Consider the following 19,757-nt stretch of genomic DNA (forward strand, 5'->3'; position numbering starts at 1 on the left):
TCATTCACCGCTCGCATACAGCCAACGTGCGACGAGAGCGTCGGTGTCGGCACCGAAATCCGCGCGCGCGCCTTCGGAAAAAACCGTGCCGTTCTTGACCACATAGACGTAGTCGGTGATGGCAAGCGCTGCGCGAATATCCTGGTCGACCAGCAGCACGGCCTTGCCGAGTTCGCGGGCAAGATCGCGGACGACGTCGTAGATCGTCTCGCTGGTCTGGGGATCGACGCCCGCGGTCGGTTCGTCGATCAGGTAGACCGACGGATCGGCCATCAGGCTGCGTGCGATCTCGACCTGCCGCTGCTGGCCTCCCGAGAGCTGGCCGGCAGGCTGCGCGCGTTTCTCGCGAACGACGGGAAACCGCTCATAGACATGTTCCAGTTTCTCGGTCAGAACCGTCTTCTTCGGCCTTGCATGCCAGAGACCGAGTTTCAGGTTCGATTCGACCGAGAGATGAGGGAAAAGGCTCGGCCGCTGCGGCAGGTAGGCCAGGCCAAGGCCAAGCATCCGGAAGGGCGGGTTTCCGGTGATGTCCACGTCTCGCAGAAGCACCCGGCCGGCACTCGGTTTCAGAAAGCCGAACAACGCCTTGAGAAGCGTCGACTTGCCCGTGCCGTTCGGCCCGACGACACAGGAAATGTGGCCAGGCCAGGCCCTGACCGAAACGTCGCGCAATATGTCGATGTCGCGCGTATAACCCGCGACAAGGTTCTCGCAGGCGACCAGCGGCGGAGTCGATGCCAGGGAAGCTGATTCCATCATGGTGCTTCCCGATGCGTTCCGCGGGATCCCGTATAGGCGTGCACGACCTCGGGATTGCGCAGTACCTCGGCGACCGCGCCGTCGGCGATCTTGCGCCCCCGCGCCATCACCATGACGCGCGTTACGACCGACTGGATGGCCTCGAGGTTGTGATCGACAACGACGATGGTGTGACCGTCGCGATTGAGGCTCCTTATGTGCTCGATGATCTCCTCCAGCAGGCGCGGGTGGACGCCGGCGAAGGGCTCGTCCAGAAGCAGTAATCTCGGTTTCAGCATCAGCGCCCGGCCGAGTTCCAGCAGCTTCTGCTGGCCCCCCGAAAGCGCTCTTGCATAACTGTCGGCGAGATGATCGAGCCTCAGGAAAGCAAGAACGTCACGGGCGCGCTCCTCTGCCGCGGCGCGCCGTTCAGCCGGGTCGGAAAGCGCCGGCACGATCAGGTTTTCCAGCACGGTCATGCGGCGGAACAGGCGGGGAACCTGAAAGGTACGGGCAACACCGCGGCGCGCGAAAAGATTAGCCGGCGAGCGCGCCATGTCGGTGCCTTCGACGAGGATGGCACCGCCGTCGGGTTTGAGCGCGCCCGTCACCATGTTGATGGTGGTCGTCTTTCCCGAGCCGTTGGGACCGATCAACCCGACAATTTCGCCGCGGGCCAAGGCAAAGGATAGGCCTTCAACGGCATGGATGCCGCCGAAATGCTTGGCAAGCCCGCTGACCGAGAAAAAACTGGTGTCCCTCTCAACCGGCATGGGGTTCCTCGGTGGTAGCGGCAGGAACAGGCGCTTGTTCCCGCGGCCGTGCGCGGAAACGCGCCCAGTTTTCAACCATCGGATACAGGCCGTTCTGCGCGAAGCGTTGCACCAGGATAAGCGCCAGCCCCATCAACACGAAACGCCATTCGCCGTAGGACCGCAGCGTCTCGGAAAGCAGGAAGACGACGACTGCGCCGACCACGGCGCCGGGCAGGCTTTCGATGCCGCCGATCACCGCCATCGCTATGACCAGACCCATTTCCGGCAGGATAGCCATGTTGGGCGTCAGGATGCCGATGAAATGGCCGTAATAAATGCCGGCTATCGCCGCGATCACGCTGGTTACCACGAAGACGAGGATCTTGTAGCGCGTGGTATCGACTCCGCTGGCGCGCGCGGCGCCCTCGTCTTCCCGGATGGCACGCAGAAAAAGACCGACGCGGGTCGCCAACAAGACGTTCATTCCCAATACCGCCAGGACGACGAGCGCAAGGCCGAGATAGTAATAGGGCAGGTCCGATCGACCGGAAAAGAGGCCGGGTACCGGCAAGCCCAGCATGCCGCGTGTGATGTCTTCCTCCGCGACCAGCACGAGGCGGAAGATTTCCGAAATGGCAAGCGTGAACAGGGCGAGATAAGGTCCGGAAAGCCTCAGCACGAGCGCGCCGATCAGGGCGCCGGCCATGACGGCAAGAGCGATGGCGGCAAGAATGGCAAGCGGCAGCGGCATGCCCACCTGGCCAACGAACAAGGCCGAGGCATATCCGCCCAGCGCGGCAAAAGCGACATGGGCGAAGGAGAACTGACCGGCGAAACCGGCAAGCAGCGCCCAGCTCGCGGCAAGCAGCGCATAGTACCAGGCGATGGCGCCGACGTGGGTCCAGTACGGCCCAACGCCGAACGGCACCAACAACGCCACCACGAACAGCATCGCCTGGGCCGATTGCGAGAATGTTGGACGGATCATTGCCGTGATCCTATTCCAGCCGCAGATGCGAGCGGCCGAACAGGCCGGTTGGCCGGAAGAGCAACGCAATGACGAGCAGCAGCGCTCCGAACGCCTGCGTATAGGCAAGCGCGCGATTGGGGTCCGGCAGATAGCCGACACCCAGTCCTTGCACCAGGCCAAGCAGGATGCCGCCGGTGATGCTTCCGCCGACGGAACCCATGCCGCCGAGCACGATGATGATGAAGGCCTGCACGGCAGGCAACTCACCCATCGACGGCGACAGGGCGAAGATCGGCGCGATCAACGCCCCTGCCCCGCCCGCCAGCGCCGAGCCGATGCCGAAGGCGATGGTATACATGCGGCGTGGATCGATACCGATGACCGCGGCGGACTCGCGGCTCTGGCTGACCGCATCGAGTGCCTGGCCGAGCGAGGTGCGCTTCAGGAAAAACGTCAGACCAACAAGCAGGACGACCGCCGCGACCGCCGCGATCAGCCGGTCGTAAGGCAGGATCAACGGACCGAAGATCAGCGCTCCCGTCATGAAGGACGGCGGCGCCTTGGCGAAGGGACCGAAGACGACAAGACCGAGATTGGTGATCAGAATGGTGAGGCCGAAGGTGACGATAATGGCATATTCGTCCTTGCGCTCGACCTTGTCGGTATACATCGGCGCTATGACGAGCCTCTCGAAGAGCACGCCGAAGATGAACAGGGCCACCATCGCGCCGGCGACACCGACAAGCGGCGGCGCGTGGAACCACGCAATGATGTAGTAGGACGCGTAGCCGCCCAGCATATAGAGCGATCCGTGGCCGAAATTGACGACCTTCAGCACCGAGAAGACCAAAGTGAGCCCCGCCGCCGTCAGCGCGAAAATGAGGCCGATGACAAGGCCGTTGACGGCCAGGAGGAGGAAATAGCTCATGGGTTCACATCACCTTGTTGTCGGCCGCCTGTCCAGCGAAGCGGCCGCCGGCGGCCATGGAGCCGCCGGCGTGCCGTTCATTTGCCGGGCATGACCTTGTCGGTGGTGGCCCACTTCTTCGGATAGACGATCGCCGCGTCCTCCGGCGCCTGGTTCACGGCCGTGTATTGAATGATCGTGAACGGCACGTCGACGAACTGATGGAAAGCCCAGTCGGGAGATTTGGTGGTCGGGAAGGTGTAGGTGGCATTCACCCCTTCATATTTGATCTCTTCCAGTGCCTTCACGATCGCCGCGCGGTCGGCCGAGCCTGCCTTCTTGATCGCTTCGACGACGACACCGAACGTGTCATAGGCCTCCATGGCCACGCCGGTCGGCGCCCTGTTGTAGCGTTCGGTGAAGGCCTTCACGAATGCCTTGGCCTTGTCGTTCCATTGCGACTTGGGCTGTGCGACGTTGACGATGAGAAGATTGTTGGCGCATTCGCCGTCGACTTCCCACACTTCCTTTTGCAGCAGACCCGAGGAGCCGATGAGGGCCGTGTCGGCAGTCGGTGCGAGGCCGAGCTGGCAGGCCTGCTTGACGAGCTGATACTGTGCCTGTCCGGCGATCACCATCTGGATCGCATCAGGCCTCGGGCTCTGGTTCATCAGGCGCAGCAGCGCGGGCGTGAAATCCTGCTGGTTGAGGTCGATCGTCGCCAGCGTATAGGGGACGTTCTTGGCCTTCAGCTCATCGGCGATGACCTTGGCCCCGCCCTGGCCGAAATCCGTGTTTTCGGCGATAATGGCGATGTTCTTGAAACCTTGCTCGACCGTCCAGTCGGCTGCCTTGACGTAAACGAGCGAGTTGGCCGGAGCGAGACGATAGACTTCCGGATACTGCTTGGCCGTGATGGCATCGGCCCATACGTCGGTGCCGACCCAGGCGACGCCGTATTTGTGCGCCTCCTCGATTTCGGCGAGGGCGACCGAGGAATGGAATTCGCCGAAGATCGCGGCGACGTTGTCCTTGGTGATGAGCCGAACCGCCGCCGCGCTGCCGTCGGCCGGCTGCCCTTTGGTGTCCTCGTAGCTCACTTTCAGCTGACGGCCGAGAACGCCGCCGGCCTTGTTGACCTCGTCAACGCCGAGCTGCACCGCCCATTGCATCTCCTGGCCGCCGGAATAGTTGCCGGGCGGCGACAGCGGCCCCACCCAGCCCAGCGCGATTGGATCCTCGGCCAGAGCAGGTGCGGCTGCGAACGGCAAGGAAGCCAGCGCGAGTGCCGCCAGCGCTCCCAAATGACTGGATATGGTCTGTTTCATGCGAATTTCCCCTGTTCTTGTTTTCTGATTGAATGAAACACTACGCTCGTTTTTGGCAGATTGAAATATTCATTGCAGCCCGTCAACGGCCGGCGTAAATTCGCCCCATGTTGGAACCCGCATTCCGCTCGCGCCTGCTCGAGAGTTTCGAGACGATGCCGCGCCAGCTTCGCGCGGCGGCGCAATGGGTGCTCGACAATCCGCGTGACGTTGCCCTCCTGTCCATGCGCGTCCAGGCGCAGCGCGCCGGGGTGACCCCAGCATCGATGACGCGGCTTGCCCAGCGCATGGGGTTCGACGGCTACGATGGCCTGCGCGACCTCTACGCCGAGCAACTCCGCCGCGGCGAGAAGGAGTTTTTGGGCAAGGCCGAAGCATTGATGGCGCGGCGCAAGCGCGGAGGAGACGGCGCTCTGGCCTTCGAGCTGGCCGAAACGCTCGAGCGCCATATGGCGAAGCTTTGCGATGCGGCGACGCTGGAGACGGTGACCCGGGCGGCCTCGGTACTGGCAGGCGCCAAGCGCATTTATGCGCTGGGCTATCGGTCGAGCTACCCCGTCGCGTGCCATTTCGCCTACATCTATGGTCTCGCCGGCGGCGCGGTGCGTCTGCTTGACGGGGTCGGCGGAACCGGACCTGATCCTTTGTGGGAAGCGGGAGCGGGCGACGTCCTTTTGGCGATCAGCGTAAAGCCCTATACGCGCGCGGCCGTCGAACTTGTTGACTATGCACGCAGCCGTGGGCTCGAAATCGTGGCGATTACCGACAGCGTCGTCTCGCCGCTCGTCAACCGGGCAGGCGCCGTCATCATCGTGCCGACCGAGAGCCCGTCCTTTTTTCACACCATGGCACCGGCCTTTGCCATCGCCGAAACGCTGGCCGCGATCCTGGCGGCCGCCGCCGGCGATCGCGCGCTGGCCGCCATGCGCGACGTCGAACGTCAGTTCGACACCCTTTCCACGCATATCTACGAAACCAGGCAGCGGTCATGACGCACATTCTCCATCGCCAGATCCACCACGATTATCCCGTTGCCGTCGGCGGCGATGGCGTCACCGTCATCGACAGCGAGGGACGCCGCTATATCGACGCCTCCGGCGGCGCGGCCGTCTCATGCCTTGGCCATCAGCATCCGGCCGTTCTTGCCGCGATGCATACCGAACTCGACCGGCTCGCCTATGCGCATAGCAGCTTCTTCACCACCCGGCCGGCGGAGGAACTGGCGGACGAACTTGCCGCTCACGCGCCGGGCGATCTTCATCACGTCTATTTCGTCTCCGGCGGCTCGGAAGGCATCGAGACCGCCCTGAAGATGGCGCGGCAATATTTCGTCGAGCGCGGCGAGCCGCAGCGCCGCCGCTTCGTGGCCCGTCAGCAGAGCTATCACGGCAATACGCTGGGCGCGCTTTCGGTGGGAGGCAACGCCTGGCGCAAAGCGCCGTTCGAACCCATGCTGATCGAAAACCATCATATCGAACCATGCTACGCCTATCGGCATCAGCGGCCGGATGAAGGCAGCGAGGCCTACGGCCTGCGCGCCGCCGATGCGCTTGAGACGAAGCTGCAGGAACTCGGGCCGGAAACGGTCATTGCTTTTGTCGCAGAGACCGTGGTCGGGGCTACTCTCGGGGCCGTGCCACCCGCACCCGGTTATTTCAGGCGCATCCGCGAGATTTGCGATCGCCACGGCGTGCTGCTCATCTTCGACGAAGTCATGTGCGGCATGGGTCGCACCGGAACACTGCATGCCTGCGAGCAGGAAGGCGTCGCACCCGACATCATGGTGGTCGCCAAAGGGCTCGGCGGGGGCTACGCCCCGCTCGGCGCGGTGCTGGCGTCCGAGCGCATATTCGATGCCTTTTCGCAAGGCAGCGACTTCCAGCACGGTCACACCTATATCGGTCATCCACTCGCTTGCGCGGCCGGCCTCGCCGTCCAGCGGGTCATCGAGCGTGATGGTCTGCTTGCCAACGTCGCGGCGCGAGGCACCACGCTCGAACGGCGGCTGCGCGAGCGCTTCGGCAACCATCACCATGTCGGAGACATTCGCGGGCGCGGCCTCTTCCAGGGCATCGAGCTTGTCGCGGATCGCTCGGCCAAGGCCCCGTTCGATCCGCGCCTGAAGGTCCATGCCCGGATAAAATCGGAAGCGATGCAGCGGGGGTTGATGGTTTATCCCATGGGCGGCACCGTCGATGGGCGGGCTGGCGATCACGTCCTGCTTGCGCCGCCATTCATCGTCGACGACAGCACAGTCGACATCATCGTCGACCGTTTGGGCGACGCCGTCGATGCCGCGATCGGCAGCATTGCTATCTAGCGCACGAGACGCTCACCGACCGGCATCAGCCCCGACCCGGCCTCACAGTGCCGCGCCAGACCATTGGCGCGTGGCAGGTCAGGCGGCTGCCGGCACCGGCTTCCTCGCGCGAACCGGTGGCCAGTCGCACGGCGTGCGTGGCAATCTCCTCAATCGGCGGCGCAAAGGTCGTCAGCCGGTAGGAAGCCCAGTCAGCCTGCTCGATGTCGTCGAAGCCGGCGACGCAGAGATCGCGCGGGACGTCGAGGCCGAACTCGTGGCGCGCCGCGTCCAGAAAACCGCAGGCGATCAGGTCGGTCACACAGAATGCCGCGTCCGGTCGCTGCCGGCCCGACAGCAGGCGCCTTGCGCCTTCTGCCCCGGTCGCATAACCCGTGCGGCCCTCACGCCACTGGATCACCTCCAGCCCTTCCTTGCGCGCCGCGGCAAGAAACGCCGTCTCGCGCGCCACCAGACTGGGCGTGCCGGCTGCCGACGTCACCAGGGCAGGCCTGGTGCAACCGGCACGAAGAAAGGCGTGAAGTGCCGCCTCGGCGGCGGCGGCGTTGTCGACGCCGATGTTATGCGGCCCGTCGAACCGGTCGTCGCGATTGATCAGGATCAGGCGCTGCCCGTTCTCGAGGCAGGTTCGGATCAGCTCCTGCGGCGGCGTGCCGGACAGAACGATCGTCGCATCGGCACGATAGTTCAGCGTGTTGCGCAACGCCTGGTCGACATGGTGGCTGGGGCCAGACGTGTTGAATACCATGGCCACTTTGCCGGCATCCCTCAAATGCTGTGTCAGCGCCCGCAGGATACGGGCCTGATAGGGCGTGTCGCCATCGGCGACGACAAGGCAGACGATGCCCGTCGATGCCCGCATCAGGCCGCGCGCCAGATGGTTGACGTGATAGCCGAGCTGCTCGGCCGCCAGCAGCACCCGCTCGCGGGTTTCTTCCGAAACGCTGGCGCCGGGCGTGAAGGTGCGTGACACGGCCGAACGCGAAACGCCGGCAAGGTCCGCGACCTGCTGGGCACTGGAAAAGCCAATACGGCCTCTTGGCGTCGTCATGCACACTCCCACTGGCGTTCGCCGATTCCTTGCACGCACGTGCAGCATAGCGCAAGCCAGTCGCAGGTGTCACCGCCACCCTTGACACGCATGCGTAAATGAAACAGCTTTGCACAGCCGTGCATGAAACCGGTGCCGGAGGCTACCTTGCCCATTTCTTCGCAGACCGCATCGGAGCTGCCATTGCCTGGACGAACAGCATGAACAGCGTAGCGGTGCAGCCGAAAGCGAGCCGGATGTCCGAAGCCGAACTCGACAGGCGCGCCGATGTTTGCCGGCAACTGCTCCTGTCGTCGGGAAACATGGCGATGCAGGGCTACAGCCAAATCGACGCCGCGCAGCCTGTGGAGATGAAGGGGCCGCAGGATTTCCTGACCGAGACCGACGGCAAGGTCGAGCACCACATCCGCACGACGTTGGCCGCGGTCTTTCCCGAGGACGGGTTCTTGGGCGAAGAAACCGGCGGCAGCGGCGGCTCTGATCGAATGTGGGTCGTCGACCCGATCGACGGTACGGCGAATTTCATGCGCGGCATTCCGCATTTCTGCGTTTCGATCGCCTTCGTCCAGGACGGCCGCAGCGAGATCGGCGGGATTGCCAATCCGGCCATCGGGGAGGTCTATTTTGCCCGCCGCGGGCACGGTGCAACGCGCAACGGCGCGGCGATCCGTGTTTCGCGCACGCAGGCCTTCGACCGCGCCTCCGTGGAGTTCGGCTGGTCGCCGCGGATTCCCAACCGGGACTACCTGGACAAGGTGGCCCTGGTCTGGTCGCTGGGCGCCAATGTACGCCGCTCCGGTTCGGGGGCGCTGGGCCTTGCCTATGTGGCCGATGGCCGCTCGGACGCCTATGCCGAGCTTCATATCAATGCATGGGACTGTCTGGCTGGCTTGCTGCTGGTCGAGGAAGCCGGCGGGCGCGTGAACCGCTTTCTCGACGGCGGCGGCATGGCGAAGGGCAATCCGGTGCTTGCTGCGGCGCCGGGTGTGGCGGCGAGATTGTCCCAGGTGATCGGAGTGCCGTTGGACGACGAATAATCAATTCCAAAGAGCATAAAAGGGAGGAATTATCGATGAAAGGTCCATTTGATCGTAGACAAGGCAGGACATGGCTTGGCCTTGCGGTGCTGGCCATTTTCGGGCTGGCCGGCGGCGCCCATGCGGCGGATCGCAGCCTCGTGATGTATTGCGGCGTCGACGAGGCCTGGTGCCGGGCCATGGCCACGACCTACCAGAAGGAAACCGGCGTCAGCGTCGACATGACCCGCATGAGCGCCGGCGAGATCTACGCGCGCCTGCGGGCCGAGAAGGACAATCCGCAAGCCGATATCTGGTGGGGTGGTACCGGCGACCCGCATCTTCAGGCGGCGGAAGAAGGTCTCACCCAGGAATACAAGTCGCCGCAGTTGGCGAACCTGCGCGACTGGGCGCTGAGGCAGGCCGAACGGGCCAAGAACCGCACCGTCGGCATCTATCTCGGCGCGCTTGGCTACGGCTACAACGAGGAAGACCTGAAACAGCGCGGCCTGACGGCGCCGGCCTGCTGGGCAGATTTGGTCAAGCCCGATTTCCAGGGCGAGATCGAGATGGCCGACCCCAATTCCTCGGGCACTGCCTGGACGATGCTGGCGACAATCGTGCAGCTGATGGGCGAGGACAAGGCTTTCGACTATCTCAAGCAGCTCAACAAGAACATCGCTGAATACACCAAGGCGGGCGCCGCGCCCGCGCTCGCCGTGGGCAAGGGCGAGACGCTGGTCGGCATTTCCTTCCAGCACGACGTCATCAACGCCGCCAAGCAGAATCCGGCTGTCAAGGTGGTCTCGCCCTGTGAAGGCACCGGCTTCGAGATCGGGTCGATGAGCATTGTTGCCGGGGCCAAGCATATCGACGAGGCGCAGAAATTCTACGACTGGGCGCTGACGCCAGACGCGCAGAAACTGGCGGCTCCGAACGGCAGCTACCAGATCCCGTCGAACACCGGCACCCCGGTGCCGCCCGAGGCGCCGGACCTCAGCAAGATCAAGCTGATCGACTACGACTTCGCCAAATACGGATCGTCAGCGGAGCGCAAGCGGCTGTTGAAGAAATTCACCGATGAGGTCCGCAACGGCGGCTGATCTGGTCCGTACGGCCGATCCGCCGGCTGCCTGCGAGGCAGCCGGTGCAACCCCGACCATACCGAAGGAAGATGTCGAATGGCGCGGGCTTCGCCCTATCCCATGGCCAATGATCTCCCCGGGCGCAGTGCCGCCGGATGGCTGGCGTTGGCATGGGCGAGCTTCATTGTGCTGCCATGGTACAAAGTCGAAGGCGGCTTCCTTTCCTTTGACTGGCTGGCGCGTCCGGCGGAGGCGGCACCAGCCATCCTGCTGTCGCTGAACGGCCGACTCTGGCTGCTTCCCTTGATCCTGCCACTTCTCCTGGCAAGCTGGCTCGTCGCGCGCCGGGACCTCCCCGGCCTGGCAGTGGCGGGCGCAGCCGGCCTCGGCTGGCTGGCGATCGAGGGTTTTTCCATCATCCATTCGGGTTGGGGATTTGTCTGGCTCGGGCATCTTGCCAGTACGCCGGGGCCGGTGCAGCCGGGGCTCGGCTGGGGCGCCGTGCTGTACGCGGTGGCGATGCTGATGTTCATCGCCGAGGCGCTAGCGGCGCGTGGCTGGTGCAAGGGCGACCGGTTTGTCGTCGGCTCGCTGTTGATCGTGATCGCTTCGCTGATCCTGTTCGTGGCTTATCCGCTGTTGTCGATCCTCGCCTCCGCCATCGAGGACAATGACGGCAATATCGTGCCGGCCCTGTTTGCCGAAAAGCTGTTCAGTGCCAACATCTGGAGCCTGCGCTGCCTCTACGGCGACGGTTCCTGCGGCGTGGCGTGGAATACAGTGGCGATCGCGGTGCTGGTCGGATTCTTCTGCACAGCGCTGGGCCTGGCGCTGGCGCTGATTGCGCTGCGCACCAGGCTGCCGGCGAAATGGCTGCTGCGCGGCCTCTCCATCCTGCCGATCATCACGCCGCCTTTCGTCATCGGCCTGGCGCTGATCCTGTTGTTCGGTCGGGCCGGCATCGTCACCAACCTTTTGTCCGAACATCTCGGTATTCCGCGCAGCCGCTGGATCTACGGCATGGCCGGCATCACCATCGCGCAAGTGCTGGCCTTCACGCCGATCGCCTTCCTGGTCCTGGCCGGCGTGCTGCAGGGCGTCAGCCCGAGCATGGAAGAGGCCTCGCAGACCTTGCGCGCCAGCCGTTGGCGCACTTTCAGCACAATCACCTGGCCGCTGATCCGCCCGGGGCTGGCCAGCGCCTTCCTGATCTCGTTCATCGAGAGCATGGCCGACTTTGCCAACCCGCTGGTGCTGGGCGGCAACTTCAACGTGCTGTCGACGGACATCTTTTTTGCGGTCGTGGGCGCTGCGCATGATCAAGGCCGTGCGGCGGTGTTGGCGATCGTGCTTCTGGGATTCACACTCGCCGCTTTCGTCATCCAGCGCCGCTGGATCGGCAGCCGCAGCTACGTCACCGTCGCGGGCAAGGGCGATGGCGGTGTTCCGGCCACGCTGCCCAAGGGCTTGCGCATCGGCTGCTACGCCGCCGTCATTCCCTGGCTGCTTCTGACCGTCGTGGTCTATGGTATCATCCTGGGCGGCGGCTTCGTGCAATCGATCGGCCGCGACAACACGCCGACGCTCGAATATTTCCTCACCGCTTTCTCCGTCGAGAAAGGCGTCAATGGCTGGTTCCTGAGCGGGTCGGCCTGGCCGTCGCTGCTGATGACCATCGGCCTTGCGCTGGTGGCGATGCCGTTCACCGCCGCGCTCGGCATCCTGACCGCCTATCTGCTCGACCGGCAGCATTTCGCCGGGCGCACGATGTTCGAATTCCTCGCCATGATGAGCTTTGCCATTCCCGGCACGGTCGTCGGCGTCAGCTATATCCTCGCCTTCAACGTGCCGCCGGTGCAGTTGACCGGCACCGGACTGATCATCGTCATCTCGTTCATCTTCCGCAACATGCCGGTGGCGATCCGTGCAGGCCTCGCCAATCTTGGCCAGATCGACAAGAGCCTGGACGAGGCATCGCTGACACTGGGGGCGCGTTCCTTCGCCACCTTGCGGCGGGTGATCCTGCCGATCCTGAAGCCGGCTATCGTGACAGCGATGATCTACAGTTTCGTGCGTGCGGTGACCGCGGTCAGCGCCGTCATCTTCCTGGCGACCGGCCGCTTCAATCTCGCCACCGTCTACATTGTCGGGCGAGCCGATGTCGGCGAATACGGCATCGCCATCGTCTATTCGGCGGTGCTGATCGTCGTCATGATGATCATTCTGATCGGCATCCAGCTGCTGGTCGGGGAACGCCGGCTTGGCCGGCGCCGGGCCGAAGCGCAAGCCGTCGTGGCACCAATCTGATCGGGAGAAGCGTATGGATCAAACGGCGAAGAACGCTGCCCCCGGCGTGATGGACAGACCGGCAGTGCGTTTCGAGGGCGTCACCAAGAAATACGGCGCCGTCACTGCCGTCGACAATGTCAGCTTCGACATCGCACCGGCCAGCCTGGTGACGCTGCTCGGCCCCTCCGGCTGCGGCAAGACGACGACGCTCAGGCTGATTGCCGGGCTGGAGCACGCAAGCCACGGGCGCATCATCATCGACGGCAAGGACGTCACGTTACTGTCAGCCGCCGAACGCGACGTCAGCATGGTCTTCCAGTCCTATGCGCTGTTCCCGCACATGAACGTCATGGAAAATGTCAGCTACGGCCTGCGGGCGACGGGGCTCGGCAAGGGCGAGGCCGCAGGGCGCGCCGCCGAGAAGCTGGCACAGGTCGGCCTGTCCGGCTACGAGAAGCGCCAGCCGAGCGAACTTTCGGGCGGCCAGCAGCAGCGCGTGGCCGTGGCGCGCGCCATCGTGCTGGAGCCGAAGGTGCTTTTGTTCGACGAGCCGCTGTCCAATCTCGATGCCAAGCTGCGCCGGCGCGTGCGCGATGAAATCCGCGGTCTGCAGCAGGATCTCGCGCTGACCGTGGTCTATGTGACGCATGACCAGGAGGAGGCGCTCGCCGTGTCCGATCGCATCATCGTCATGAACGCGGCCCGCGTCGCCCAGGACGGGACCCCGCGCGACCTCTACAACGAACCCACGAGCCCTTTCATCGCCGACTTCATGGGCGACGCCAACCTGCTCGATGTCGAGGTTCTCGCCAACAACGGGACCAATGCCGAGGTAAAGGTCGGGCCGCTGCGGCTCGACATGCCGCATCGCGGAATCGCGCCGGGGCCGGCGGTGCTGGCCGTCCGGCCGAATGCCGTACGCCTCGTCGCCGGCCAGCCGGCAGCCGGCGGTATGAGAGGGCGCGTGGTCAAGAGTTCTTATCTCGGCGACCACATGGAATACCGCGTCGCGATAAACGATCCGGCGGTGGAGCTGTTTGCGACGTCGCCGATCGTCACACCCGCCCTGCCGGAAGGCAGCGTCGTCGCGGTCGATTTCGATCCGGCAAAGATCGTGCTCATAGCGCGCGACAAGTCCTAGCCAGCAGCGCACACCGGCACCGGTGCGCCTGATACGAAAATAGTGGTTCTCGACGTTCCATGTCGATGTTACCAATCTCTGTGCATTCCGAATGTGCGCTTGTGACCATGTGTTCTGGCACTTTGGAACTGTGGCGAGCACAGGACGTATTCTTCACGCGGGACCAGACGGTGCACTCGAAGCCGTCACAGGGCCGCAATGGGCGTTTTCGACAGTGGCCACAAGGGAGGAAATACCAGTGAAAGCATCCTATCTCATCTCAGCCGCGCTGCTTGTGGGGACCGCGATGCCAGCGGCAGCAGCCGAAATTTCCGACGGCAAGGTCAAGATCGGCATCCTCAACGACCAGTCGGGTGTCTATGCCGATTTCGGCGGCAAATGGTCGGTCGAGGCGGCCAAGATGGCTGTCGAGGATTTCGGCGGCAAGGTCCAGAATGCGCCTATCGAGGTCATCAGCGCCGACCACCAGAACAAGCCGGACATCGCCTCCAACATCGCGCGCCAGTGGTACGACACCGAGCAGGTCGACGCCATAATGGAACTGACCACCTCCTCGGTGGCGCTCGCCGTGCAGGGACTTTCCAAGGAAAAAAAGAAGATCGACATCGTCACCGGCGCGGCCGCGACCGACCTGACCGGCAAGCAGTGCTCGCCCTACGGTTTCCATTGGGCCTACGACACCCATTCCCAGGCCGTCGGCACAGGCGGTGCCCTGGTGCAGCAAGGCGGCGACAGCTGGTATTTCATCACAGTCGACTACGCCTTCGGCTATTCGCTCGAGGAGCAGACCGCCAAGCTCGTCAAGGATCGCGGCGGCAAGGTGCTTGGTGAAGTGCGCTATCCGCTCGGCTCGACCGACTACTCATCCTTCCTGCTGCAGGCGCAATCCTCCGGCGCCAAGATCGTCGGCCTTGCCAATGCCGGTCTCGACACTTCCAACTCGATCAAGCAGGCGGCCGAATTCGGCATCGTCGCCGGCGGCCAGCGGCTCGCGGCCCTTCTGTTCACGCTGGCCGAAGTGCATGGCCTCGGCCTGCAGGCGGCCCAGGGCGTCGTGCTGACCGAAGGCTATTACTGGGATCGCGACGACAAGAGCCGCGAGTTCGCCAACCGCTTCTTCAAACGCACCGGCAGGATGCCGAACATGATCCAGGCCGGCACCTATTCGGCGGTGTCGCAGTATCTCAAGGCCATCGACAAGGCCGGCACAGACGAAACCGAAGCGGTGGCCAAGGAATTGCATTCGATGCCGGTCAACGACGTCTTCACCGCCAATGGCAAGGTGCAGGCCGACGGCTCCATGGTGCACGACATGTACCTCTATCAGGTCAAGAAGCCCGAGGAGAGCAAGAAGGATTGGGACTACTACACCTATCTTGCGACCATTCCGGGCGACCAGGCGTTCATGAAGGCCACCGATAGCGGCTGTCCGCTCGTCAGCAAGTGACGACCGCAGCCGCCGCGGCCGTCAGGCCTGACGGCGATGGAAACGTGCCGCGGGTGGTGCTTTCCGCCCGCGGCCTCAGGCGCGATTTCGCCGGGTTCGTCGCGGTAAAGGATGTCGATCTCGACGTTCACCACGGCAGGATTCACGCCTTGATCGGACCCAACGGCGCGGGCAAGACGACGATCTTCAACCTTTTGACCAAGTTCCTGCAGCCGACCAGCGGCACGATCGAACTGCTCGGCACCGACATTACCCGGACACCGCCGGCCAAGGTGGCGCGGATGGGCCTCGTGCGCTCGTTCCAGATATCGGCGATCTTTCCGCATCTGAGCGTGCTCGACAATGTGCGTGTCGCGCTGCAGCGGCCAGGCGGGCTGGGCTTCCAGTTCTGGCGTCCGCTTTCGGCGCTCGACCAGCTGACGCCGCGGGCGCGCGAGCTTCTCTGCACGGTCGGCCTCGACGACGCGGCGCACCGGCTCGCCGGCGATCTCTCCTATGGCCGCAAGCGCGTGCTCGAGATCGCCACCACGCTGGCGCTCGATCCAAAGGTGCTGCTGCTCGACGAGCCGATGGCCGGCATGGGGCACGAGGATGTCAGCATGATCTCCGGGATCATCCGCGCCTTGGCCCGCGATCGGGCCGTGCTCATGGTGGAGCACAATCTGACCGTCGTTGCCGATCTTTGCGACTGGATCACCGTGATGCAGCGCGGCAAGGTGCTCGCCGCCGGCGACTATCCGACGGTCAGCCAGGATGAACGCGTCCGGATAGCCTATATGGGAACCGAGCATGAGTGAGCCGCTGCTTGCCGTGCGCGATCTCCATGCCTGGTACGGCGAGGGCCACGCGCTGCACGGCGTCGACCTCGATGTGTTCCGCGGCGAAACCGTGACGCTGCTTGGCCGCAACGGCGTCGGCAAGACCACGACGCTGCGCGCCATCATGGGGCTGATCCGCAAGCGCACCGGCAGTGTCGTCTTCAACGGCAACGATTTGATCGGCCTGCCCTTGCACCGTGTCGCCCACCAAGGCATCGGTTTCGTTCCCGAGGAGCGCGGCATCTTCGCCACGCTGACAGTCGACGAGAACCTGATCCTGCCGCCGGTGGTGGCCAAGGGCGGCATGAGCGTCGAAGAGATCTTCGACCTCTTCCCCAACCTGAAGGAGCGCCGCAACAGCCCGGGCACCAGGCTGTCCGGCGGCGAGCAGCAGATGCTGGCGATCGCCCGCATCCTGAGGACGGGCGTCCGGATGCTGCTCCTCGACGAGCCTACCGAGGGCCTGGCGCCGGTCATCGTGCAGCGCATCGGCGAATTGCTTGCGACGTTAAAGAAGCGCGGCATGACGATCCTGCTCGTGGAGCAGAATTTCCGTTTCGCCGCCCGCATTGCCGACCGCTTCTACCTGATGGAGCACGGCAAGGTGCTGAGCGGGTTTCCTGTCGGCGAACTGGCCGCCCACGACGCTCAACTGCACGAGGTGCTCGGAGTATGATGGCGCCATGACGATGATCTTCGGCATCCCCATCCAGGCCTTTCTGGGGCAGTTGCTGGTCGGGCTGATCAACGGTTCCTTCTACGCGATGCTGAGCCTTGGCCTCGCCGTCATCTTCGGCCTCCTGCGCATCATCAATTTTGCCCACGGCGCGCTCTACATGCTGGGCGCCTTCATCGGCTATCTGCTGCTTGTCCATCTCGGCATCGGCTATTGGCCGGCGCTGATCCTGGTGCCACTCGCCGTCGGGCTGTTCGGCATTGTGGTCGAGCGTGCAGCGCTCTCGCGGCTCTACCAACTCGACCCTCTCTACGGCCTGCTCTTCACCTTCGGCCTGGCCTTGGTCATCGAGGGCGTCTTCCGCTATTATTACGGCGTCTCGGGAAATCCCTATGCCGTGCCGGCGCTGCTTGCGGGCGGCACCAATCTCGGCTTCATGTTCCTGCCCAACTATCGCGGCTGGGTGGTGCTGGCATCGCTTCTCGTCTGCCTGGGCACATGGCTTTTGATCGAGAAGACCAGGCTTGGTTCCTATCTGCGCGCCGCGACCGAAAATCCAGAACTGGTCCAGGCTTTCGGCGTCAACGTGCCACTGCTTTTGACACTCACCTACGGACTGGGCGCCGCACTTGCCGGGCTTGCCGGAATCCTGGCTGCTCCCGTCTACCAGGTCAGTCCGCTGATGGGATCGGATCTGATCATCGTCGTCTTCGCCGTCGTCGTGGTCGGCGGCATGGGCTCGATCCTGGGCGCCATCGTCACCGGCTACATGCTCGGCCTCGCCGAGGGCCTGACCAAGGTGTTCTATCCCGAGGCGTCGAACCTTGTCGTCTTCGTCATCATGGCGATCGTGCTTCTGCTGCGGCCGGCCGGCCTGTTCGGAAGGGACGTCTGAGATGAGCGAATTGACGGTTCTCGAAAAGCGCGCCGCGGCCTCCGTGCGGCTGGAACGGGCCCTGGTGGCGCTGGCGGTATTGGCGCTCATCGCAGCGCCGTTCTTCGTCTACCCGTTCTTCCTCATGAAGATGCTGTGCTTTGCGCTGTTTGCCTGCGCCTTCAACCTGTTACTCGGCTACACCGGCCTGCTGTCCTTCGGCCACGCGACCTTCTTCGGCGGCGCAGCCTATTTCTGCGCGCATGCCGTCAAGGTCTGGGGCTGGCCGCCGGAGGCAGGCATTCTGCTGGGTACCGCCGGCGCGGCGCTGCTCGGTCTGGTTATGGGCTTCTTTGCCATCCGCCGGCAAGGCATCTATTTCGCCATGATCACGCTGGCGCTGGCGCAGATGTTCTTCTTCTTCTGCGTGCAGGCACCGTTCACGCAAGGCGAGGATGGCATCCAGGGCGTTCCGCGCGGCAACCTCTTCGGCATCATCGATTTGAACGCCACGGTCAACATGTACTATGTCGTGCTGGCCATCTTCCTGATCGGCGTCTTAGCGATTTGGCGGATCGTCAACTCGCCCTTCGGCATGATCCTGCGCTCGATCCGCGAGAACGAGAACCGCGCCATCTCGCTCGGCTATTCCGTCGCCCGGTATAAACTCGCCGCTTTCGTCATGTCGGCCGCGCTAGCCGGGCTTGCCGGCGCGGTCAAGGCAATCGTGTTCCAGTTCGCGACGCTGACCGACGTGACATGGCAGATGTCGGGCGAGGTGATCCTGATGTCGCTGCTTGGCGGCATCGGTACCATGGTCGGGCCGGTCGTCGGCGCCGGCTTCGTCGTCGGCCTTGAAAACACACTCGCCACCTCAGGCTTTCCGGTGACCATCGCCACCGGCCTGATATTCATGGTCTGCGTGCTTGTCTTCCGGCGCGGCATCGTCGGCGAATTCCATGCGCGGCTGCCCAGGCCGGCGGACGGTGCAAGTGGTTGATCTTCATCCCGTGGCCGATCTCCCTGCTGTCTCCAGCCATGTGGTGGGCAGTCCAGTGAGCAACCGGGAATGCAGCCTGGATGTTTATCGAAGCGCCTGCTTTACAGGCAGGTTTGGTAGCGCTACCGTCGCCGTGTCGCGTGACCACATGGAGGTTGGAGGCCGTCGCCGGAAGAGGTCAGCGGTTCCTTCGAAGACGTCGCGGGAATCGTTCGGGAGGAGGATCGATGGCGTCTGTCGCGATTAGCGAGGTTTACAAATCATTCGGGACCACCGAGGTTCTGCACGGCGTCAGCGTGAACATCGACGACGGCGAATTCGTCACGCTGGTCGGGCCGTCGGGTTGCGGGAAATCAACCCTGCTCAGGATGATCGCGGGCCTGGAAAAGATTTCGCGGGGCCAGATCGCGATTGGCGAGCGTGTCGTCAACAACGTTGCGCCGAAGGAACGCGACGTCGCCATGGTTTTCCAGAACTATGCGCTGTACCCGCATATGACCGTCGCCGAGAATATGGCGTTCTCGCTCATGCTCAAGGGCGTTTCGAAGGCTGAGAGCGGCGCCGGCGTTCAGCGCGCTGCGGAGATTCTGGGGCTCGTGCCGCTGCTGGCGCGCTATCCCCGCCAGCTGTCCGGCGGACAACGCCAGCGGGTTGCCATGGGGCGGGCGATCGTGCGCGATCCGGCGGTTTTCCTGTTCGACGAGCCGCTGTCCAATCTTGACGCCAAGCTCAGGGTGCAGATGCGCGCCGAGATCAAGGAACTGCACCAGCGCCTGAAAACCACGACGGTCTACGTTACCCACGACCAGATCGAAGCCATGACCATGGCAGACAAGATTGTGGTCATGCATGACGGCATCGTCGAGCAGATCGGGCCGCCGCTGGAACTCTATGACAGGCCGGACAATCTCTTCGTCGCCAGTTTCATCGGCTCGCCCGCCATGAACTTGCTGCGGGGCGAAATCGCGACGGACGGGTCGCCGTCCTTTCGGGGCGCCGGCGGAATTTCCGTGCCGTTGGACGCAGCATCGTCCGTCAAAGGCGGCGAGCCGGTGGTGCTGGGTATACGCCCCGAGCATTTGCGGCTGTCCGATCAGGGCATTGCGGTCACCATCGCGGTCATCGAGCCGACCGGGTCGGAGGTACAGCTCATCGGCCGGACAGCCGGAGGTGAAGAGATCGTGGCCAACTTCCGGGAACGTCATTCCTTCACGCCGGGCGAAACCATCCGGCTCACCGCCGAACCCGGGCTCATTCATCTCTTCCACGGCGAAACCGGGCAGCGGCTTCAAACGCGCAGCAAGCTGTAGAGGCCAAAGGGCAAGAGAAACAAACAGGA

Annotated in this window: 18 protein-coding genes; 12 read left to right on the top strand and 6 right to left on the bottom strand. The window is 63.9% G+C overall.

The annotated features are described in order from the left end of the window. The 5 genes from LB551_RS21840 to LB551_RS21860 all read right to left on the bottom strand — a co-directional run bounded on the left by LB551_RS21840 (position 1) and on the right by LB551_RS21860 (position 4,701). The gene (locus tag LB551_RS21840) at positions 1–759 is read right to left on the bottom strand and encodes an ABC transporter ATP-binding protein (protein ID WP_224660427.1); all 759 of its coding nucleotides are present in this window, start codon (positions 757–759) and stop codon (positions 1–3) included. After that, the gene (locus LB551_RS21845) at positions 759–1,514 is read right to left on the bottom strand and encodes an ABC transporter ATP-binding protein (protein WP_224660428.1); all 756 of its coding nucleotides are present in this window, start codon (positions 1,512–1,514) and stop codon (positions 759–761) included. The genes LB551_RS21840 and LB551_RS21845 overlap by 1 nt, the downstream gene beginning before the upstream one ends. After that, positions 1,504–2,484 (bottom strand): branched-chain amino acid ABC transporter permease, encoded by a 981-nt coding sequence (locus tag LB551_RS21850; protein WP_224660429.1) that lies wholly within the window; start codon positions 2,482–2,484, stop codon positions 1,504–1,506. The genes LB551_RS21845 and LB551_RS21850 overlap by 11 nt, the downstream gene beginning before the upstream one ends. 10 nt (positions 2,485–2,494) lie before the next feature. After that, complete coding sequence (locus LB551_RS21855) at positions 2,495–3,394, bottom strand: branched-chain amino acid ABC transporter permease (RefSeq protein ID WP_224660430.1); 900 nt, start codon at positions 3,392–3,394, stop codon at positions 2,495–2,497. Between the two features lie 77 nt (positions 3,395–3,471). Further along, a complete protein-coding gene (locus LB551_RS21860; RefSeq protein ID WP_140642466.1) occupies positions 3,472–4,701 on the bottom strand; it encodes an ABC transporter substrate-binding protein in 1,230 nt (409 codons plus the stop codon). Between the two features lie 107 nt (positions 4,702–4,808). Here LB551_RS21860 and LB551_RS21865 point away from each other — a divergent pair, with 107 nt between their 5' ends. After that, positions 4,809–5,693, top strand: a complete 885-nt coding sequence (locus LB551_RS21865) for a MurR/RpiR family transcriptional regulator (RefSeq protein ID WP_224660431.1) — start codon at positions 4,809–4,811, stop codon at positions 5,691–5,693. Continuing rightward, positions 5,690–7,021, top strand: coding sequence for an aspartate aminotransferase family protein (locus LB551_RS21870; protein WP_224660432.1), 1,332 nt, complete (start codon positions 5,690–5,692; stop codon positions 7,019–7,021). The genes LB551_RS21865 and LB551_RS21870 overlap by 4 nt, the downstream gene beginning before the upstream one ends. A 25-nt stretch (positions 7,022–7,046) precedes the next feature. On the opposite strand, the gene LB551_RS21875 is transcribed toward LB551_RS21870, so the two are convergent. Beyond that, complete coding sequence (locus tag LB551_RS21875; RefSeq protein WP_224660433.1) at positions 7,047–8,072, bottom strand: substrate-binding domain-containing protein; 1,026 nt, start codon at positions 8,070–8,072, stop codon at positions 7,047–7,049. 200 nt (positions 8,073–8,272) lie between these two features. Here LB551_RS21875 and LB551_RS21880 point away from each other — a divergent pair, with 200 nt between their 5' ends. The 10 genes from LB551_RS21880 (at position 8,273) to LB551_RS21925 (ending at position 19,728) form a co-directional block, all read left to right on the top strand. Continuing rightward, on the top strand, positions 8,273–9,109 hold the full coding sequence (locus LB551_RS21880) for an inositol monophosphatase family protein (RefSeq protein ID WP_224660434.1): 837 nt from the start codon (positions 8,273–8,275) through the stop codon (positions 9,107–9,109). Between the two features lie 35 nt (positions 9,110–9,144). Then, positions 9,145–10,191 (top strand): ABC transporter substrate-binding protein, encoded by a 1,047-nt coding sequence (locus LB551_RS21885; RefSeq protein WP_224660435.1) that lies wholly within the window; start codon positions 9,145–9,147, stop codon positions 10,189–10,191. A gap of 78 nt (positions 10,192–10,269) precedes the next feature. Next, positions 10,270–12,480 carry an ABC transporter permease gene (locus LB551_RS21890; RefSeq protein ID WP_224660436.1) on the top strand — a complete coding sequence of 737 codons (2,211 nt, stop codon included), beginning with the start codon at positions 10,270–10,272 and terminating at the stop codon, positions 12,478–12,480. A gap of 13 nt (positions 12,481–12,493) precedes the next feature. Further along, positions 12,494–13,603 (top strand): ABC transporter ATP-binding protein, encoded by a 1,110-nt coding sequence (locus tag LB551_RS21895; protein WP_224660437.1) that lies wholly within the window; start codon positions 12,494–12,496, stop codon positions 13,601–13,603. 238 nt (positions 13,604–13,841) lie between these two features. Beyond that, positions 13,842–15,050 (top strand): ABC transporter substrate-binding protein, encoded by a 1,209-nt coding sequence (locus tag LB551_RS21900; RefSeq protein WP_140498402.1) that lies wholly within the window; start codon positions 13,842–13,844, stop codon positions 15,048–15,050. Next, on the top strand, positions 15,047–15,847 hold the full coding sequence (locus LB551_RS21905) for an ABC transporter ATP-binding protein (RefSeq protein ID WP_224660438.1): 801 nt from the start codon (positions 15,047–15,049) through the stop codon (positions 15,845–15,847). The genes LB551_RS21900 and LB551_RS21905 overlap by 4 nt, the downstream gene beginning before the upstream one ends. Continuing rightward, a complete protein-coding gene (locus LB551_RS21910; protein WP_224660439.1) occupies positions 15,840–16,544 on the top strand; it encodes an ABC transporter ATP-binding protein in 705 nt (234 codons plus the stop codon). The genes LB551_RS21905 and LB551_RS21910 overlap by 8 nt, the downstream gene beginning before the upstream one ends. Positions 16,545–16,551: 7 nt before the next feature. Continuing rightward, positions 16,552–17,439 (top strand): branched-chain amino acid ABC transporter permease, encoded by an 888-nt coding sequence (locus LB551_RS21915; protein ID WP_224660440.1) that lies wholly within the window; start codon positions 16,552–16,554, stop codon positions 17,437–17,439. A 1-nt stretch (position 17,440) separates the two neighbouring features. Then, the gene (locus tag LB551_RS21920; protein WP_224660441.1) at positions 17,441–18,418 is read left to right on the top strand and encodes a branched-chain amino acid ABC transporter permease; all 978 of its coding nucleotides are present in this window, start codon (positions 17,441–17,443) and stop codon (positions 18,416–18,418) included. A 227-nt stretch (positions 18,419–18,645) separates the two neighbouring features. Further along, complete coding sequence (locus LB551_RS21925) at positions 18,646–19,728, top strand: ABC transporter ATP-binding protein (protein ID WP_224660461.1); 1,083 nt, start codon at positions 18,646–18,648, stop codon at positions 19,726–19,728. Positions 19,729–19,757 lie beyond the last annotated feature (29 nt).

Source organism: Mesorhizobium sp. BR1-1-2, assembly GCF_020165435.1.
Lineage (GTDB): Bacteria > Pseudomonadota > Alphaproteobacteria > Rhizobiales > Rhizobiaceae > Mesorhizobium.

Excerpts from the sequence above, each read along its gene's own strand:
- LB551_RS21890 (WP_224660436.1), top strand. The coding sequence starts at position 10,270 with ATGGCGCGGGCTTCGCCCTATCCCATGGCCAATGATCTCCCCGGGCGC.
- LB551_RS21920 (WP_224660441.1), top strand. The coding sequence starts at position 17,441 with ATGAGCGAATTGACGGTTCTCGAAAAGCGCGCCGCGGCCTCCGTGCGG.
- LB551_RS21875 (WP_224660433.1), bottom strand. The coding sequence starts at position 8,072 with ATGACGACGCCAAGAGGCCGTATTGGCTTTTCCAGTGCCCAGCAGGTC.
- LB551_RS21885 (WP_224660435.1), top strand. The coding sequence starts at position 9,145 with ATGAAAGGTCCATTTGATCGTAGACAAGGCAGGACATGGCTTGGCCTT.
- LB551_RS21855 (WP_224660430.1), bottom strand. The coding sequence starts at position 3,394 with ATGAGCTATTTCCTCCTCCTGGCCGTCAACGGCCTTGTCATCGGCCTC.
- LB551_RS21880 (WP_224660434.1), top strand. The coding sequence starts at position 8,273 with ATGAACAGCGTAGCGGTGCAGCCGAAAGCGAGCCGGATGTCCGAAGCC.
- LB551_RS21925 (WP_224660461.1), top strand. The coding sequence starts at position 18,646 with ATGGCGTCTGTCGCGATTAGCGAGGTTTACAAATCATTCGGGACCACC.
- LB551_RS21840 (WP_224660427.1), bottom strand. The coding sequence starts at position 759 with ATGGAATCAGCTTCCCTGGCATCGACTCCGCCGCTGGTCGCCTGCGAG.
- LB551_RS21895 (WP_224660437.1), top strand. The coding sequence starts at position 12,494 with ATGGATCAAACGGCGAAGAACGCTGCCCCCGGCGTGATGGACAGACCG.
- LB551_RS21910 (WP_224660439.1), top strand. The coding sequence starts at position 15,840 with ATGAGTGAGCCGCTGCTTGCCGTGCGCGATCTCCATGCCTGGTACGGC.
- LB551_RS21860 (WP_140642466.1), bottom strand. The coding sequence starts at position 4,701 with ATGAAACAGACCATATCCAGTCATTTGGGAGCGCTGGCGGCACTCGCG.
- LB551_RS21915 (WP_224660440.1), top strand. The coding sequence starts at position 16,552 with ATGACGATGATCTTCGGCATCCCCATCCAGGCCTTTCTGGGGCAGTTG.
- LB551_RS21845 (WP_224660428.1), bottom strand. The coding sequence starts at position 1,514 with ATGCCGGTTGAGAGGGACACCAGTTTTTTCTCGGTCAGCGGGCTTGCC.
- LB551_RS21865 (WP_224660431.1), top strand. The coding sequence starts at position 4,809 with ATGTTGGAACCCGCATTCCGCTCGCGCCTGCTCGAGAGTTTCGAGACG.
- LB551_RS21850 (WP_224660429.1), bottom strand. The coding sequence starts at position 2,484 with ATGATCCGTCCAACATTCTCGCAATCGGCCCAGGCGATGCTGTTCGTG.
- LB551_RS21870 (WP_224660432.1), top strand. The coding sequence starts at position 5,690 with ATGACGCACATTCTCCATCGCCAGATCCACCACGATTATCCCGTTGCC.